The organism is Saccharothrix sp. DSM 118769 (assembly GCF_052936295.1).
The window spans coordinates 7,476,374-7,493,200 of the sequence record NZ_CP193627.1 but is presented as its reverse complement, the minus strand read 5'-3'; the positions used below and the strand labels follow the sequence as shown (position 1 = coordinate 7,493,200).

15 protein-coding genes are annotated in these 16,827 nt (G+C 73.7%); 8 read left to right on the top strand and 7 right to left on the bottom strand.

All coding sequences use genetic code 11. The features are described 5' to 3' along the window. Positions 1-28: 28 nt before the first annotated feature. From ACRAKJ_RS31260 to ACRAKJ_RS31245, 4 genes are all read left to right on the top strand, one after another. Positions 29-1,657: an ATP-binding cassette domain-containing protein gene (locus ACRAKJ_RS31260; RefSeq protein WP_438924701.1), complete on the top strand. Its 1,629-nt coding sequence runs from the start codon at positions 29-31 to the stop codon at positions 1,655-1,657. A 177-nt stretch (positions 1,658-1,834) separates the two neighbouring features. Then, complete coding sequence (locus ACRAKJ_RS31255; protein ID WP_015103570.1) at positions 1,835-2,044, top strand: helix-turn-helix domain-containing protein; 210 nt, start codon at positions 1,835-1,837, stop codon at positions 2,042-2,044. 65 nt (positions 2,045-2,109) lie between these two features. Next, positions 2,110-2,922, top strand: coding sequence for an enoyl-CoA hydratase-related protein (locus ACRAKJ_RS31250; RefSeq protein WP_438924693.1), 813 nt, complete (start codon positions 2,110-2,112; stop codon positions 2,920-2,922). 902 nt (positions 2,923-3,824) lie between these two features. Continuing rightward, on the top strand, positions 3,825-5,783 hold the full coding sequence (locus ACRAKJ_RS31245) for an ABC transporter transmembrane domain-containing protein (RefSeq protein ID WP_438924692.1): 1,959 nt from the start codon (positions 3,825-3,827) through the stop codon (positions 5,781-5,783). Here ACRAKJ_RS31245 and ACRAKJ_RS31240 read toward each other — a convergent pair. The 4 genes from ACRAKJ_RS31240 to ACRAKJ_RS31225 form a co-directional block, all read right to left on the bottom strand. Further along, positions 5,687-7,282: a penicillin-binding transpeptidase domain-containing protein gene (locus tag ACRAKJ_RS31240; protein WP_438924691.1), complete on the bottom strand. Its 1,596-nt coding sequence runs from the start codon at positions 7,280-7,282 to the stop codon at positions 5,687-5,689. The two genes, ACRAKJ_RS31245 and ACRAKJ_RS31240, sit on opposite strands and share 97 nt — an antisense overlap. Positions 7,283-7,351: 69 nt before the next feature. After that, positions 7,352-8,092: an SIS domain-containing protein gene (locus ACRAKJ_RS31235; protein WP_438924690.1), complete on the bottom strand. Its 741-nt coding sequence runs from the start codon at positions 8,090-8,092 to the stop codon at positions 7,352-7,354. 139 nt (positions 8,093-8,231) lie between these two features. Continuing rightward, complete coding sequence (locus tag ACRAKJ_RS31230) at positions 8,232-10,364, bottom strand: transglycosylase domain-containing protein (protein ID WP_438924689.1); 2,133 nt, start codon at positions 10,362-10,364, stop codon at positions 8,232-8,234. Positions 10,365-10,471: 107 nt separating this feature from the next. Further along, positions 10,472-10,981, bottom strand: coding sequence for a hypothetical protein (locus tag ACRAKJ_RS31225; RefSeq protein ID WP_438924688.1), 510 nt, complete (start codon positions 10,979-10,981; stop codon positions 10,472-10,474). 263 nt (positions 10,982-11,244) lie between these two features. Here ACRAKJ_RS31225 and ACRAKJ_RS31220 point away from each other — a divergent pair, with 263 nt between their 5' ends. Continuing rightward, entirely contained in the window at positions 11,245-12,069 is an 825-nt protein-coding gene (locus ACRAKJ_RS31220; protein WP_438924687.1) for a lysozyme, read from the top strand. Positions 12,070-12,099: 30 nt separating this feature from the next. Then, a complete protein-coding gene (locus tag ACRAKJ_RS31215; protein WP_438924686.1) occupies positions 12,100-12,726 on the top strand; it encodes a DivIVA domain-containing protein in 627 nt (208 codons plus the stop codon). Here ACRAKJ_RS31215 and ACRAKJ_RS31210 read toward each other — a convergent pair. The 3 genes from ACRAKJ_RS31210 to ACRAKJ_RS31200 are packed head-to-tail and all read right to left on the bottom strand — an operon-like array spanning position 12,686 to position 14,383. Then, positions 12,686-13,327, bottom strand: a complete 642-nt coding sequence (locus ACRAKJ_RS31210; RefSeq protein WP_438924685.1) for an NTP transferase domain-containing protein — start codon at positions 13,325-13,327, stop codon at positions 12,686-12,688. The genes ACRAKJ_RS31215 and ACRAKJ_RS31210 overlap by 41 nt on opposite strands. Positions 13,328-13,331: 4 nt before the next feature. Then, complete coding sequence (locus ACRAKJ_RS31205) at positions 13,332-13,517, bottom strand: helix-turn-helix domain-containing protein (RefSeq protein ID WP_077005256.1); 186 nt, start codon at positions 13,515-13,517, stop codon at positions 13,332-13,334. A 38-nt stretch (positions 13,518-13,555) separates the two neighbouring features. After that, positions 13,556-14,383, bottom strand: coding sequence for an alpha/beta fold hydrolase (locus tag ACRAKJ_RS31200; RefSeq protein ID WP_438924684.1), 828 nt, complete (start codon positions 14,381-14,383; stop codon positions 13,556-13,558). Between the two features lie 361 nt (positions 14,384-14,744). On the opposite strand from ACRAKJ_RS31200, the gene shbA reads away from it, so the two are divergent. Next, positions 14,745-15,428, top strand: coding sequence for an RNA polymerase sigma factor ShbA (gene shbA / locus ACRAKJ_RS31195; RefSeq protein ID WP_438924683.1), 684 nt, complete (start codon positions 14,745-14,747; stop codon positions 15,426-15,428). A gap of 22 nt (positions 15,429-15,450) precedes the next feature. After that, positions 15,451-16,494, top strand: coding sequence for a PfkB family carbohydrate kinase (locus ACRAKJ_RS31190; RefSeq protein ID WP_438924682.1), 1,044 nt, complete (start codon positions 15,451-15,453; stop codon positions 16,492-16,494). Positions 16,495-16,827 lie beyond the last annotated feature (333 nt).

Below are 16,827 nucleotides of genomic sequence, written 5' to 3'. Positions count from 1 at the left end.
CCTGACCACCACACCCCGGAGTATGACCTTGATCACCGCAACCGATATCGAGTTGCGCGCGGGTTCGCGCATCCTGCTCTCCGACGCCACGCTGCGCGTGCAGCCCGGCGACCGCATCGGCCTCGTCGGCCGCAACGGCGCGGGCAAGACCACGTCGCTGCGCGTCCTCGCGGGCGAGGGCCAGCCGTACGCGGGCGAGGTGCGCCGCACCGGCGACCTCGGCTACCTGCCGCAGGACCCGCGCGAGGGCGACCTGTCGGTCATCGCCAAGGACCGCGTCCTCTCCGCCCGCGGCCTGGACCAGCTCCTCCGCGACATGGAGAAGATGCAGTCCGCCATGGCCGAGCTGGTGGACGACGACGAGCTCCAGGCCGCGGTCCGCAAGTACGGGCGACTGGAGGAGCGGTTCGCCGCCCTCGGCGGGTACGCGGCCGAGAGCGAGGCGGCCCGCATCTGCTCCAACCTCGGTCTCGCCGACCGCGTGCTGGCCCAGCCGCTGCGCACCCTGTCCGGCGGTCAGCGCCGCCGCGTCGAGCTGGCGCGCATCCTGTTCGCCGCCTCCGAGGCGGGCGTCGGCGCGAAGTCCAGCACGATCCTGCTCATCGACGAGCCCACCAACCACCTCGACGCCGACTCGATCGCGTGGCTGCGCGGGTTCCTCAAGAGCCACGACGGCGGTTTGGTCGTGATCAGCCACGACGTCGAGCTGCTCGACGACGTCGTCAACAAGGTGTGGTTCCTCGACGCCACGCGCGGCGAGGTCGACATCTACAACATGGGCTGGAAGAAGTACCTCGAAGCCCGCGCCGCCGACGAGAAGCGCCGCCGCCGCGAGCGCGCCAACGCCGAGAAGAAGGCCGGCGCCCTGATGGCGCAGGCCGACAAGATGCGCGCGAAGGCCACCAAGGCCGTCGCCGCGCAGAACATGGCGCGCCGTGCCGAGAAGCTGCTGTCCGGCCTGGAGGAGACCCGCCAGGCCGACAAGGTCGCCAAGATCCGCTTCCCGCAGCCGGCCCCGTGCGGCCGGACCCCGCTGACCGCCGAGGGGCTGAGCAAGTCCTACGGTTCGCTGGAGGTGTTCACCGGCGTCGACCTGGCCATCGACCGGGGGTCGCGCGTGGTGATCCTCGGCCTCAACGGCGCGGGCAAGACGACCCTGCTGCGGCTGATCGGCTCCATGGAGACGCCCGACGCGGGCGAGGTCGTCCCCGGTCACGGCCTCAAGCTCGGCTACTTCGCCCAGGAGCACGAGACCCTCGACCACGAGGCGTCGGTGTGGGCGAACATCCGGCACGCCGCCCCCGACGTGCAGGAACAGCAGTTGAGGTCGCTGCTCGGCACGTTCCTGTTCAGCGGCGAGCAGCTGGACCAGCCCGCGGGCACCCTGTCCGGTGGCGAGAAGACCCGCCTGGCGCTCGCCGGCCTGGTCTCCAGCGCGGCGAACGTGCTGCTGCTCGACGAGCCGACGAACAACCTCGACCCGGCCAGCCGCGAGCAGGTGCTCGACGCGCTCCGCCGCTACGAGGGGGCCGTCGTGCTCGTCACCCACGACCCGGGTGCCGTCGAGGCCCTTGAGCCCGAGCGGGTGATCCTTCTCCCCGACGGCACGGAGGATCACTGGTCCGCGGAGTACCTGGAACTCGTGCAGTTGGCCTGAGCCAAGGGTTTTCGCGTTCTACACCTCAAAGTGAGCTTTGATCGGCTGTGTGTTACCGCACGACCGCTCGCAGATCATTTCGCTTGATCACCTGGCGTTCTTGCTCGTCGTGTTCGATCATTGCGACGACAGGGGCTTACGAAGGCCCGACCTGCTGTCTACGGAAGGCGGGACAAGGTGGCTGACCTGAAGAAGGGCGCCCGGATCACCGGCGCCACGCGGGACAAGCTGGCCGCTGACCTGAAGAAGAAGTACGAAAAGGGCGCGAGCATCCGGGCGTTGGCCGAGTCCACCGGGCGCTCCTACGGCTTCGTGCACCGGGTGCTCAGCGAATCCGGTGTGCAGCTGCGCGGTCGCGGTGGCGCCACCCGCACGAAGAAGAAGTAAGCTACCCTCCGGTAACCCATGGCGCCGAGGAGAGACGGCGCCTGACGAAACCCGGAGGTCCACCCATGTCGGCACCGACCGCCATCGACGCCGACCTGCTGGAACGCGGAGGCGTGCGGCTCGTCGTGGACGGGGCGCGCGCGACGATCACGCTCGACCGTCCCGATGTGCTCAACGCACAGACGCCCTCCACGTGGGTGGCGTTGCGGACGATCGGGGAGCAGCTGGGCCCGGACGTCCGCCTCGTGGTCGTCCGGGGTTCCGGTCGCGCCTTCTCCGCAGGACTCGACCGGCGCATGTTCACCGGCGAACCGGTCGACGGCGAACCGGGCCTGGCGGAGATCACGCGCCGGGGTCCGGAAGAAGGCGCTGCCCTGATCGCCGAGTTCCAGCGCGGCTTCTCCTGGCTGCGCGACCCGTCGAGGGTGACGATCGCCGCGGTGCACGGACACGCCATCGGCGCCGGGTTCCAACTGGCCCTGGCGTGCGACTTCCGCGTCGTCGCGGACGACGTCCAGTTCTGCATGGCCGAAACCGGCCTCGGCCTGGTCCCCGACCTGGGCGGCACCCTGCCGCTGGTCCGCCTGGTCGGCTACTCCCGTGCCGCCGAGATCTGCCTGACCGGCCGCCGGGTGGGTGGCGAGGAAGCCCACCGCATCGGCCTGGCGAACACCGTAGTGCCGCAGGCGGACCTGGACCGTGCGGTGGACGACCTGGCCACCGCCGTCCTCCGCCCCCTGCCGGGAGCGACGAGCGAGACCCTGGCCCTCCTGGCCGCAGCCGCCGACGGGGCGACGGAAGAAGCCCAGCTGGCCGCCGAGCGCACCGCGCAACTCCGGCGCCTGGCCGAGTTGGCAGCCCTGGTCAACGGCCAATAACTGCTGGTGGGGGGTGGGCGGCGGACACGATCGGGTGATCATCGGGCCGAACATGTACGTAAACGGGCTTTCGCCCATCGGTTGAGAGATATCGACGCCGAAACGACCCAGGCCCGCCCCATCCCCACCCACCTCCTCGATCACCCCACACCCGCCCCACCGCCACCTGCCCCACCGCCGCCTGCCGCTATCCGCCACCGCCCAAGCCACCCGGCCCGCCCCGGACCGCCGCCCACCCCGGACCCGGACCGCCACCCGGCCACCAGATCCGGACCGCCGCGCCCGCCCCGGACCGCCACCCGGCCGCCTGCTCCGGATGCCGCATCCGCCCCGGACGCCGCACCTGCCCCGGACCGCTGCCCGGCCGCCCGCCCCGGACGCCGCACCTGCCCCGGACCGCTGCCCGGCCGCCCGCCCCGGACGCCGCACCTGCCCCGGACCGCTGCCCGGCCGCCCGCCCCGGACGCCGCATCTGCCCCGGACCGCCGCCTGCCCCGCACCGGCATGCGCCTCATCGAGCCCGGCCCGCCGACCTGAGCCCGCTGCCCCCGCGCGCTCCAGCCGCTCCAGCCGCCCATCGCGACGGGTAGTCGCGCATGCGACGGGTAGCCGCGCATGCGACGGGTAGCCGCGCATCGCTCGCGCGGCGCACGTGGCCCAGTGGCGCACGTCCGCCGCCCACCGCCCGCTTGCCTGCGTGGACCGATCGCGCGAACCCGCCGGGGATCGTGCGCGGAACGGCTGGCCAGGCGGGGGATCGCGTGGTCGGGGCTGGTCAGGTGGCACAGCCCGAGGGCTGCGGGCTCCGGGGACGGGGGAGGGGTGGGACTCCGGTGGCCGACTCCGGTGGCCGGCTCCGGCGTTGGGGAAGGGGTGGGGGGCGCGGGGCGTTTGTGTCTGGCGTGGACGGTTCCTGGGGATTGATGCGCAGCGCCATGCGGGCGTCGGGGGCACCTCGCGGGGTGCGGCGGGGCACGGTGCGGCGGGTGTGGGGGTTCGCGCGGCCCCACCGGGGGCGGTTGGTGGTGTTCCTGCTGCTCACGGTCGTGTCGGCGGTGCTCGCGGTCAGCACGCCGGTGTTGGCGGGGCGCGTGGTGGACGCCGTCGTCGGCGGTTGGGACGTGTCGGTGGTCGTGTGGCTCGCCGTGGTGATCGCGGGGGTCGCGGTGGTCGACGCGGGGCTCGGGCTGGTCGAGCGGTGGCAGTCGGTGCGGATCGGGGAGGGGTTGATCTTCGACCTGCGCCGCGCCGTGTTCGAGCACGTGCAGCGGATGCCGGTGGCGTTCTTCACCCGCACCCGCACCGGGGCGCTGGTGTCCCGGCTGAACAACGACGTGATCGGCGCGCAGCGGGCGTTCACGTCGACGCTGTCCGGCGTCGTCACCAACGTCATCCAGCTCGGCCTGTCGCTCGTCGTGATGTTCACCCTGTCGTGGCAGGTCACGGCCCTCGCCCTGCTCCTCCTGCCGGTCTTCGTGCTCCCCGCCCGCCGGATGGGCACCCGGATGGCCGACCTCCAGCGCGAGGCCGCCACGCTGAACGCGGGCATGACGACGCAGATGACCGAGCGCTTCTCCGCGCCGGGCGCGACGCTGGTCAAGCTGTTCGGCCGCCCGGACGCCGAGGCGCGCGAGTTCGGCGACCGCGCGGCCCGCGTGCGCGACATCGGCGTGCGCACCGCGATGGCCACCCGGTGGTTCCTCACCGGCCTGACCCTGGTCTCGGCCCTCGCCCAGGCCCTCGTCTACGGCCTCGGCGGCTACCTCGCCCTCACCGGCCACCTGGCGGCGGGCACGGTCGTGTCGCTCGCCCTGCTGCTGACCCGCCTCTACACCCCGCTGACCGCGCTGGCCAACGCCCGCGTCGACATCATGACGGCGCTGGTGTCGTTCGAGCGCGTCTTCGAGGTCCTCGACCTCGAACCGATGATCAAGGACGACCCGGCGGCGCGCGACCTGCCGCCCGGGCCGGTGGGGGTCGAGTTCGACGACGTGCGCTTCGCCTACCCGGCGGCCGACAAGGTCTCGCTCGCCTCGCTCGAATCAGTGGCCACACTGGACTCCCGGGGCGGCGAGGAGGTGTTGCGCGGCATCGGTTTCACCGTCGAGCCCGGACAGCTCGTCGCGCTCGTCGGCTCGTCGGGCGCCGGGAAGTCCACGATCGCCTCGCTCGTCCCGCGCCTCTACGACGTCGACTCCGGCGCGGTCCGCCTGTCCGGTGTGGACGTTCGCGAGCTGAGGGCCGACAGCGTCCGGGCCGCGGTCGGCGTCGTCACGCAGGACGGGCACCTCTTCCACGACACGATCCGCGCCAACCTCCTCTACCCGCGTCCCGACGCGACGGACGACGAGCTGCGCGACGCGCTGCGCCGGGCCCACCTGGACGCGCTCGTCGCCTCGTTGCCGGACGGCCTCGACACGGTCGTCGGCGAACGCGGCTACCGGTTGTCCGGCGGCGAGCGCCAGCGCCTGACGATCGCCCGCCTCCTGCTGGCCCGCCCGCGCGTGGTCATCCTGGACGAGGCGACCGCGCACCTCGACTCGCGCTCCGAGGCGGAGGTGCAGGCCGCGCTCGCCGAGGCGCTGCGCGGCCGGACCGCCCTGGTGATCGCGCACCGCCTGTCCACGATCCGTGCCGCCGACCAGATCCTCGTCGTCGAGGCCGGTCGGGTCGTCGAACGCGGCACGCACGCCGAGCTGCTGGCCGCCGACGGCCGCTACGCCGAGCTGTACCGGACCCAGTTCGACGAGGGCGGGCGGGAGGGTCAGAGCCCGCCGAGGAACGTCGCCGTCGCGCCGACCGCCACCTTCGACGAGCCGCCGTCCACCACCAGCACGGAGAACGCCAGGTCGCCCCGGTAGCCCATGAACCAGCCGTGCGACCGCGAGCCGTCGCCGAACTGGGCGGTGCCGGTCTTGCCGCGCACCCCGCCGAAGCGGGCCAGTTCCCGCGCGGTGCCGCCGGTGACGACCTCGGACATCATCGCCCGCAGCGCGGTCACCACCCCGCCGGGCAGGGCGGGCGGTCGCTGCCCCTCGGTGGGGACCTCGCGGATGAGGCCGGGCAGCGGCGTGCGGCCCTGGGCGACGGTCGCCGCGGCCAGCGCCATGCCGAACGGCGTGGTCAGCACCTCGCCCTGGCCGATGCCGGCCTCCACGCGGGCGGCGGTCGACGCGGCGGCGGGGACCTTGCCGGTGTTCGTGGTGACGCCCGCGACGGTGAAGTCCGACGCCAGCCCGAAGTAGCCGGCGGCGGTGGGCAGCGCGTCGGCGGGCAGGTCGGCCGCGAGCTTGCCGAAGCTGGTGTTGCAGGACGCGGCGAACGCGCGGCGCATCGGTACGGTGCCCAGTTCGAACGAGTCCTCGTTGGTGATGCGCCGGGTGCCGATGGTGGCCGCGCCGGGGCAGTCCAGCGGTGTGTCGGCGTTCGCGGTGCCGGCGGTCAGCGCGGCGGTGGCGGTCACGACCTTGAACGTCGACCCGGGCTCGAAGAAGTTCTGGAGCGCGATGGGTCCCTGCCCGTCGGCGACCGCGTTCTGCGCCACGGCCAGCAGCTCGCCGGTCGACGGCTGCATGGCCACCAGCACGGCCGCCTGCCCGACGCCGTCCACGGCGGCCTGCGCGGCGCCCTGCACGGCTGGGTCCAGCGTCACCGTCACCGATTTCGCGACCTGCGGTTCCTGCCGGTGCAGCACGGCGACCGGCGCGCCCGCGGCGTCGACCGCGGCGACCTGCGCGCCGGGTGTGCCGGTGAGCGGGCCGACGGCCTGGCGGACCGACCGCATGACGACGGGCGCGAAGCCCTCGGGCACCGGTGCGCCGTTGCGGTCGAGCAGCGCGCCGTCGCCGGGCAGCGCCGTGTACGCGAGCCCCTGCCCCTCGGCCAACCGCGGGTGCAGCAGGGCCGGTGACCACGCGATCCGCCACCGGTCGTCGGCCAGCCGCAGCTCCACGCGCGTGCGGTAGGTGAACGGCGCGCCGCCGGGCAGCGTCCACGTCAGGTCCGCGTCGACCGCGGTGCTCGTCCCGCCGGCGGGCACGGCGGGTGCCGGGCCGAGCCGCACGCGCAGCTCGCTGCCCGCCATGCCCTGCCCGGTCCTCGCGATGGCCGCGCTCGCGGCGTCGGGCGCGTCGGTGAGCGCCGCCGCCCCCGCCGCCTGCCCGGAGGCCACGGCGTTCGCGAACCGCTGCGCCACCTCACCGGGGCCCACCCTGGCCTGCGCCGTCGTTCCCGTCGCCCCCGGTGCCGGTCCGGCCGCCGGTTCGCCGCCCGACGTCAGCAGCAGCGCGCCCACCACGACCACCGCGACGGCCGCCGTGCCCCCGCCCGCCAACACCCAGCGCTTCGTCCTCGTGTTCATGTCGAACCCCCCTGTCGAGCCGGAGGTTAACCGGTTCGCGTGGAGGAATCGTGAACGTTCCGCGCGGGCTCAGCCCAGCTGCGGCACCCGGGTCTGGTACTTGCGCAGCAGGTCGGCGTTGGCCTGGTCGCCGCCCTCGACGTTGGCGCTGCGCCACAGCGGCAGGGGCACGCCCGCTTCGGCGGCCTTGTCGAACAGCCGCACCATGAGCAGGTTCCACAGGAACGTGGTGGCCAGCGTCGAGACCGCCGCGGTCACCGGGTCCGCCGCCGGGTAGGTCGCGTCGCCGGGCGGCACCATGTTGTCCAGCACCACGGTCGCGTTCTCGGCCAGCGTCGTGCCCGCCCGGCGGGGCGCCAGCGCGCTCGCCGCGACCGACGTCACCGCGACCACCGGGCACCCGGCGTCGGCGGCGAGCCCGGCCAGCTCCACGGGGTAGGGGTTCACGCCGGAGGTGGAGAACACGAACAGCACGTCGTGCGCGGCCGGGGGCGTCTCGCGCAGCACCTCGGCGGCGAGGCCCGAGCGGCGCTCGGCGGACGTGCTGCTCACCGCGCCGTGCATCGGCAGCAGCTCCGGGTGGTAGACGGGGCGCACGCACGCCAGCCCGCCGGCCCGGTAGAACGTCTCGGCGACCGCGGCCAGCGAGTGGCCCGCGCCCGCCGCCAGCACCATGCCGTCCGCGCGCACGGTGGCCAGCACCAGCTCGGCCACGTCGTCCAGGGCCGCCGCGTTCTGCTTCTCCACCCTGGTCAGGTGGGTGCGCACGACGTCCCCGTAGTCGGACCCGGTCACGGTCTCGGTCGCCATGCGTCGCCTCCAGTGGTCTACACCAACTTCGTCGGTCGCCAGTCCTACCCGATCGTCCCACCACACGCCAGGGGCCCGGGGCACGCCGACGGCCCCGGTGTTCGGCGGACACCGGGGCCGGGCGGTCGCGCGACCGGGACTAGGGGCGCAGGTAGCGCGGTTCGACCTGGGGCAGCGGCTTCTCCGGCAGGCCCTCGTGCGCCTTGGTCATGAAGTCGAACCAGGTGCGCGCGGGCAGCGTGCCGCCGTAGATGTCGCCCTCCTCGCACAGCCGGGGCGGGCCGCCGTTGACGCAGATGCCGCGCGGCGTGACGCCGTCGTTGAAGACCTGCACGGCGCCCGCGTAGTCCGGGGTCGCGCCGATGAACGCCGCCGACTTGTACTCCTCGGTGGTGCCGGTCTTGCCCAGCGCCGGCCTGGTCCAGTTGTAGAGCTTCGCCGCCGCGGCGGCCGTGCCCCGGTCCTGGTCGTCCTCGGACAGGCCCACGGCCAGGGCGTTGGCCAACCCCTCGGGCACGGCCTGCTCGCAGGGCGGCTCGTCGACCGGGACCTTCTTGCCGTAGCGGTCGGTCACCTCCACGATCGGCGTCGGCCGGCACCACCGGCCGCCCGAGACGATGGTCGCGGCGACGTTCGCCAGCTCCAGGGTGTTCGTCGGCGCCGGGCCCAGCGTGAACGAGGCGTTGCCCGCCGACTCGTAGAACTCCGCCTGCGAGACGCGCAGGTCCTGCCGCTCCGCGCCCTGGTCCGGTGCCACGCCCGCGATGTTGGTGGACAGCGTCTCGCGCATCCCCAACCGCCTGGCCATGTCGATCACCGCGCCCAGGCCGACCTTCTCCTCCAGGATCACGAACCCGGTGTTCGGGGACGTCGCCAGCGCCTGCTTCAGCGTCATCCGCGGCGGGTAGGAGCTGTCGTGGTTGGACAGGCAGTACCAGAACGTGGCCTGCTCGCCGGTCGACGGGCAGGACGCCGCGCCGCCCCGGAACACCCGCGACACGTGGCTGTTCGGCGTGTCGATCACCGTCTCGATGCCCATGCCCTTGTCGAGCGCCGCCGCCGCCGTGAACACCTTGTAGACCGACCCGGCGCCGAACTTGTTCTCGACCGCGCTCGGCAGGTCGAACTGGGTCTGGAACTCCTCCTTCTTCAGCCCGTAGTCGCGGTTCGCGACCAGCGCCACGACCTCGTGCCGGTCCCGGCCGGGCCGCACGACCGCCGCGGTGTTCGCGATGCCCGGCGTCGTCTTCGGCACCTGCGCCTCGGCGGCCTGCTTCGCCTGCTGCGTCAACGACCGGTCCAGCGTCGTGCGCACGGTGTAGCCGCCGACCTTCAGCTCCTCCAGGTCGAAGCCGTTGGTGGTCAGGTAGTTCACCACGTACGAGCAGAAGAACCCGACCTCCGGGCCCGAGCCGACGCAGCCGGTGGGCAGCGGGCGCACCGGGTTCGCCAGGCCCAGCGGCGCGCGCTTGGCGACCTCGGCCTGCTCGCGGGACAGCTTCGCGTTGTCCACCATCAGGTCGATGATCGTGTTGCGCCGTTCCAGCGCCTTGTCCGGGCGGGCCTCCGGGTCGAGGAACGTCGGGCTGTTGACCATGCCCGCGAGCATCGCGGCCTGCGGCACGGTCAGCTTGTCGGGCGTCGTCTCGAAGTACGCCTGCGACGCCGCCGCGATGCCGTAGATGGTGCCGCCGAACGGCACCACGTCCAGGTAGCGGGTGAGGATCTCGTCCTTGGTCAGCTCCGCTTCCACGTGCATCGCGATCCGCGCCTCGCGCAGCTTGCGCGTGATCGTCTGCTCCTGCGCCTCGGCCTGGCCGCCCTTGTCCTGCCGCTCCAGCACGTGCACCAGGTAGTTCTTCACGTACTGCTGGGTGATCGAGGACGCGCCCTGGGTGACCTCGCCCTCCGACTGGTTGCGCATCGCGGCCCGGACGGTGGCCAGCCAGTCGACGCCGGCGTGCTCGTAGAACCGGCGGTCCTCGGCCGAGACGAGGGCGTCCTTCATCACCTGCGCCACCCGGTCGGACGGGGTCAGCACCCGGTACTGGTCGTAGATGTAGGCGAACGGCACGCCGTCCTTGTCGGTCACCGTCGTCATCAGCGGCGGCGGCTCGTCGAGCAGCCGGACCGAGGTGGCGGCGACCCGGTCGCTGACGCGGTTGGACGCGAGGCCCGCGCCGCCCACGACCGGCAGCGCCACGCCGGCGACCAGCAGGCCCGCCACGAAGCAGAGACCGACGAGCTTGGCGATGCTGTCCGCGGTGCGCATGGCCGGGGGATCGGCCCGGGTCCGGGGGGCGAAAACCGGCTCGGAACGGGTTCACCGCAATCAGCGACAGGTCCCGAAGGGGGATCATCACCCGTTGGTGGAGAACATTACGCCGCGTCGGACCGGGGGGTGAGGGGGACGGCCGCGGGGACGTCCGCCGGGACGTCCGCCGTGACACGCGCCGGGACGTCCGCGGAGAAACCGGTGGAAACGCCGGCGGGCACTTCCGGGGGTACCGGCGCGGGCGCGTCGCACCGGACCCCGGTCCGCTCGGAGGCGGCGCTCGCCAGGTCGGCCGCGTGGCGCATCGCGGCCGAGTGCAGCGCGGTCAGCGACAGCGCGTCCGCCTCCGCGCCCGGGTCGCGGTCGCCGCTCGCCAACCGCCGCTCCGCCGTCGCGTAGACGACGCTCTCGGTGGCCGCGCTGAGCCGCCGCGCCAGGAACGCCACCGCCCTCATCAGGCGCTCCGCCTGCTCCTCGGTGATCGGCACGACGCGCGGCGGGTCGTCGTCGCCCAGCGCGACGCCGAGGTCGGCCCGGCACGCCAGCGCCCGGTCCCACACGCCGGCCGCCTCGTGCAGCGACTCGATGAACGGCTCCCAGTCGACTCGGCTCATGGCACTCACCTCTCGTGCGTTGTGCATCCGATGAGTGCCCACAAACGGGGAGAGGAACACCAATGTTCACCGTCACGTGGAATTGACCATCGCGACTGGTCACCACCCGTGCACCAGAAATACTGAAGTTGTCATTCGGACGGGTGGCAAAACGGTTTTCGCGTTGCAGCACAACCGGCCGGTGGTAGCCGGGACCGAGCACCACGGCACGCCGAGTCGACGCGCCGCGGGGGAGAAGTCCGCGTCCCGAGGAGGAACGTCCGATGCACAGCAACAGGTGGGTGACCGCGATCGTGCTGGCCTGCCTCACGGCGGTCGGCCTCGTGGGGGAGCAGGCCGCAGCCGACCGCACCCCGGTGGAGCAGCGGGCCCCCGCGAGAGCGGAGGCCGCGCAGGACCACGCCGCCGGTTCGCAGATCGCGCTGCACGAGGGCGTGGTGGCCGGCGTGACGGCGTTGACGACCACCGGCCCGACCGTGGCCGGCATGGACGTCAGCAGCCACCAGGGCGACGTGGACTGGGACCACTGGTGGGCCCAGGGCAAGCGGTTCGCCTACGTCAAGGCCACCGAGGGCACCGGGTACCGCAACCCGTACTACGACCAGCAGTTCCACGGGTCGCACCGGGTCGGGATGCTGCGCGGCGCCTACCACTTCGCGCTGCCCGACCGGTCCGACGGCGTCGCCCAGGCGAACTACTTCGTCGACAACGGCGGCGGCTGGGCGGCGGACGGCACGACCCTGCCCGGCGCCCTCGACGTCGAGTACAACCCCTACGGCGACGACACGTGCTACGGCCTCGCGCCGGACGCCATGGTCACCTGGATCAAGCAGTTCACCGAGACCTACCGGGCGCGCACCGGGCGCGCGCCGATGATCTACACCTCCACGCTGTGGTGGGACCGGTGCACCGGCCGCTCCGCCGACTTCAGCCTCAGCCCCGTGTGGGTGGCCAGGTACGCGGACAGCGTCGGCCCGCTGCCCCACCCGTGGATGGCGCACTCCATCTGGCAGCACACGTCCACCCCGATCGACCAGAACCTGTTCAACGGCACGCCGGACGACCTCCTGGCACTGGCCAGGGGTTGACCCGCGGTCTCGGCGGAAGGGCAGCACGCCATGCACATCGACGAGTTCCCCGCGGGCACGTCCTTCCGCACCCGGTGGCGCGGCTACGACCCGGCCGAGGTGGACGCCGAGCTGGAGCGGCTGCGCCGGGAGCTGGAGGTGCTGCGGCTCGACCGGGACGCCGCCTGCGCCACCGTCGACGACCTGACCCGCGAGCTGGAGGACGCCCGCAGCGAGCTGGGCGAGTACCGGGTGCTGCACGCCGGGTACGCCAAGGACAACGCGGTGTCCGGGTGCATCCGCTACCTGATGCACGTGGCGCGGCAGAAGGCCGACGCGTTCGAGACCGACGCGCGGGAGCGCAGCGAGCAGATGCTCCAGCGCGCCGAGGAGGTGGCCCGGCGGCAGGTGGTGCTGCTCGACCAGACCGAGCAGGAGACGCAGCGCCGCCTCGCCGAGGCCGAGCGGAAGGCCCGGGCCATCGTGCGGGCCGCCACCGCCGAGGCGCAGGCGCTGCTGGCCGGTGCCGGGGGACCCGACCGGCCCGACCGGTGGACGCCGGACACCGCGCCCGCCACCGCGGGCCCGCCCCCGGACCTCCCGCCGGACCTGCCGCCGGACCTGCCGGGGCCCCGCGTCACCTCGGGTCCGCTGCCGGTGGTGCGCCCGGAGGAGTGACCGGCAGGTCCTCGGGGCGGTCCACGTCCGCGCCGTCCGCGACGTCGCCGCACGGCACGTCGAGGGCGCGGTGCGCGCGCAGGTAGCCGCGGGCGCCCTCGTCGCCCGTCGCCGACGCCGCCGCGCCCGCCCAGTGGTCGGCCCCGAGCAGCACGGGGTGGCCGGGCGCGCCGCCGTAGGAGGCGCGCGCCAGCGCCGAGCGCGACGCGAGCGCCACGAGGCGCGCGACGGCCGCCGCGGTGACGCCGGGCGTGTCCACCGGCAGCACGACGACCGCGTCCACCGCGGCGAGCGCGCCCACCCCGGGGACACCGCCCACCGCGCCCGCCCCGGCGAGCGCGGCCAGGCCCGCCCGCAGCGACGAGCCCATGCCGGTGGCCCAGTCCGGGTTGTGCACGACCGCGCGGCGCGCCAACGACGCCCGCTCCCGCACCTCGGGGGCGGACGCGCCGAGCACCACGACCACGGGGTCGCACCCGGCCCCGTCGAGCACCGCGCAGGTCCGGTCGACCCACGTCACGCCGCCCGACGTCACCAGCGCCTTGGGCCCGCCGAACCTGCGCCCGGCGCCCGCGGCCAGCACCAACCCCGCGACCCGCACGGGGTCACACTAAGGCCTGGTGCCCCTTGAGCTCGGTGCGGCTGGCCACGGCCAGCTTGCGGTAGACCCTGGTCAGGTGCTGCTCCACCGTGCTCACGGTGATGTGCAACCGCATCGCGATCGCCCGGTTGCTGTGGCCACACGCGGCGAGGGTCGCGACCCTGCGCTCCGAGTAGGTCAACTCCGTCATACCAAGGAACACGGCCGGCACACCGCCAGTGGTTCAAATCAGGGGGAGAGATGCTCCAACAGGAGTGCCGCCAGGACCTCCGGGACCTGCTCCGGCACCCAGTGCGACACGTCCTCCAGCATCTCGAACCGGTACGGCCCCGTCACCCAGTCGCCGGTCGCCAGGGCCGCCGTCGAGCCGAACGCCACGTCCTCCGTGCTCCACACGTACATCGTGGGCACCGACACCTTCCCCGCCCGCCCGCCGGGCCGCCCGGCGCGGTACCAGTTGAGGGCCGCGGTCAGCGCGCCCGGCTCGGACAGCCGCCGCACGTACTCGTCGACCCGGCTCGGCGGCACCCGCCACTCGAAGACCTGCCGCAGCGCCGCCGCGCCGTCCGCGAGCATCCGCTTCTCGGTGTTCGAGTTGCGCCAGTCGGTCATGTAGCCCGACCGCAGGTGCTGGTCCTCGTCGGTGCGCAGCGCCTCGGCGAACGCCCCGGGGTGCGGCGTCGACACCACGGCCAGCTTCCGCAGCCGCTCCGGGTGGCCCTCCGCCACCCACCACGCCACCGCGCCGCCCCAGTCGTGCCCCACCAGGTCGAACGACGACCAGCCGAGCGCGTCGGCCACCGCCAGCACGTCGCCGACCAGCGCCTCGACGCCGTAGTCGGCGGCCCGCGCCGGTCGCACGCCCGGCGAGTAGCCGCGCTGGTCGAACGCCACCGCCCGGAACCCCTCGCGGCCCAGCACCGCCACCTGGTGCTCCCACTCGACGGCCGCCTCCGGGAAGCCGTGCAGGAACAGCACCGGGCGGCCGTCCCCCGGGCCCGCGGCGATCGCGTCGAACACGCCCTCGTCGGTCTCCACACCCAGCTGTTCGATCACTGTGCTCGCAGTCCCCTCGGTCAACCGGTCGGCGGGTCGTGGCGACCATCCTCCCGCGCGGGACCGACGGCCCCGGAGGCGACGTCCCGGCGCGGGCGGCCCGCCGGGCGCGGCACGGCGCTGCTCCGAAGCGGGTCCCCCGGTGGGCCACCCGGTGGCGAGGGGGTGCGGCAGGTGAGGGAACGGCGACCACCATTGGGCCGAACGGCTCATATCCCCCCTCGGACGGGTGCTGTTCCCGCCATGCGGACCACGATCGTGGTCAGCTTTGGCGGATTTCGTATCAGGAGTGCCCGTTCGTGCTCCTCATCAGTGAGCCGGGGTGGGCCGGAGGGCATGCGAGCGTGGAGGAGGTCGCCGGATGGTGCAGCACGCATCCGTGCGAGCTGACGTCGAGGTCGGAATCGGCGCCCGCGCGCCCGGCCGTCCCGGGGTGAGGCTGGTGGCCGGCGGTGGGTCCGACCGGGTCACGGCCCAGTGGCTCGCCGAGGCCGAGCTGTCCGAACTGGTGGACGAGGCCCTCTCGGGCGACCCGCGCGCGGTCGGGCAGCTCCTGGCCCGCGTCCAGCCGCTCGTGCTGCGCTACTGCCGGGCGCGCGTCGGCTCCCGCGAGCGCACCCTCGTCTCCGCCGAGGACATCGCCCAGGAGGTCTGCCTGGCCGTCGTGTCCGCCCTCGGCAAGTACAAGTACGAGCCCGGCTCGTTCCTGGCGTTCGTCTACGGCATCGCCGCGCACAAGGTCGCCGACGCCCGAAGACGGGCGGTCCGCAGCCGCTCCGAGGTCGTGCCCGAGCTGCCCGACACCCCCACCACGGAGGACGGGCCCGAGCAGCGGGCCATGAACGGCGAGATGATCGGCCACATCACGCAGCTGCTCCGGAAGCTGCCCGACCGGCAGCGGGAGATCCTCGTGCTGCGGGTCGCGGTGGGGCTGTCCGCCGAGGAGACCGCGGCGGCCGTGGGCTCCACGCCCGGCGCCGTGCGGGTCGCCCAGCACCGCGCCCTGGCCCGCATGCGCGAGATGTTCGCCGCTGTCGACGGCTGAGCGCGCCTGGCATCGTGTGGGCATGGCACCGCCGTCGCCACCACCGACCCCCGAGTTCGACGTGCTGCTGTCCGGGACGGTGTTCCTGGACATCATCTTCACCGGCCTGCCCCGGCCGCCCGCACCGGGCACGGAGGTGTGGGCCGAGGGCCTGGGCTCGTGCCCGGGCGGCATCGCCAACCTCGCCGTGGCGCTGAGCAGGCTCCAGCTGCGCACGGCGCTGTCCGCCGCGTTCGGCGAGGACGCCTACGGCGACTTCTGCTGGGAGGTCCTCGCCGAGCAGGAGGGCGTCGACCTGAGCTACTGCCGCCGGTTCTACGGCTGGCACTCGCCGGTCACCGTGTCCATGGCGATGGACCGCGACCGGTCCATGGTCACCCACGGGCACCGGCCGCCGGTGGGCGCCGACGAGCTGCTCGACCCGCCGCCGCTCACCCGCGCCGCGTTCGTGCACGTCGGGGCCGACGACGAGCGGTGGGTGGCGGCGGCCAGGGAGCGGGGCGCGCTGCTGTTCGCCGACATCGGCTGGGACCGCACCGAGGTGTGGGCGCCCGAGCTGCTGCGGCGGCTCGACGGCTACGACGTGTTCCTGCCCAACCACGTGGAGGCGCAGCGCTACACCAGGAGCGACACGCCGGAGCGGGCCGCGGCGTCGCTGGCCGAGCACGTGCCCGTGGTGGTGGTGACCCGCGGCGGCGGGGGAGCGGTGGCGGTCGACTCCGCCACCGGCGAGCGGGTCGACGTGCCGGGGCTCAACGTGGCGGCGCTTGACTCCACCGGCGCCGGGGACGTGTTCGGCGCCGGGTTCGTGCTCGGCACGCTCGCCGGGTGGCCGCTGGAGCACCGGGTGCGGTTCGCGAACCTGTGCGCCGCGCTGTCGGTCCAGCACTTCGGCGGCTCGCTGTCCGCGCCGGGGTGGGGCGACATCGCGACGTGGTGGCGGACGGTGTCGCGGCGGGGCGACCCCGAGCTGCGCCCGTACGGGTTCCTGGAGGACGTGCTGCCGCACGGCGCGGGCGCGGAGGTGCGGCGGGCGAGCGCGACGATCAGGCTCCGCTCGACGTGATCACCCGATCGTGATCTTGAATTCCTCGAACACCCGTTCGACACTGGAGGTGTTCGACGGCCCCCGTCGCTCGTGAGGTCGGTCACCCCGTCGTGGCTGGGCGGCTCGTCCGTCCGGCCGAGCGGGGTTTCGCACCGGCCACGATCGGGCAGGAGTAACTTCGACGACTGTCGTCGGAGATCTCCCCTCGTGATTTTCCCGCCCGCCCGCGAGCAACCTGCGGTGGTCGCCGTGCGACTTAGTCAATGGGGGGTATCCCCGCGGGCTTCGAAAGGGGTTGCAGGTTCAGTGTTCGCCGCGCGCGCGACAGGTCTGGTGAAGTTGGTGGGGTTG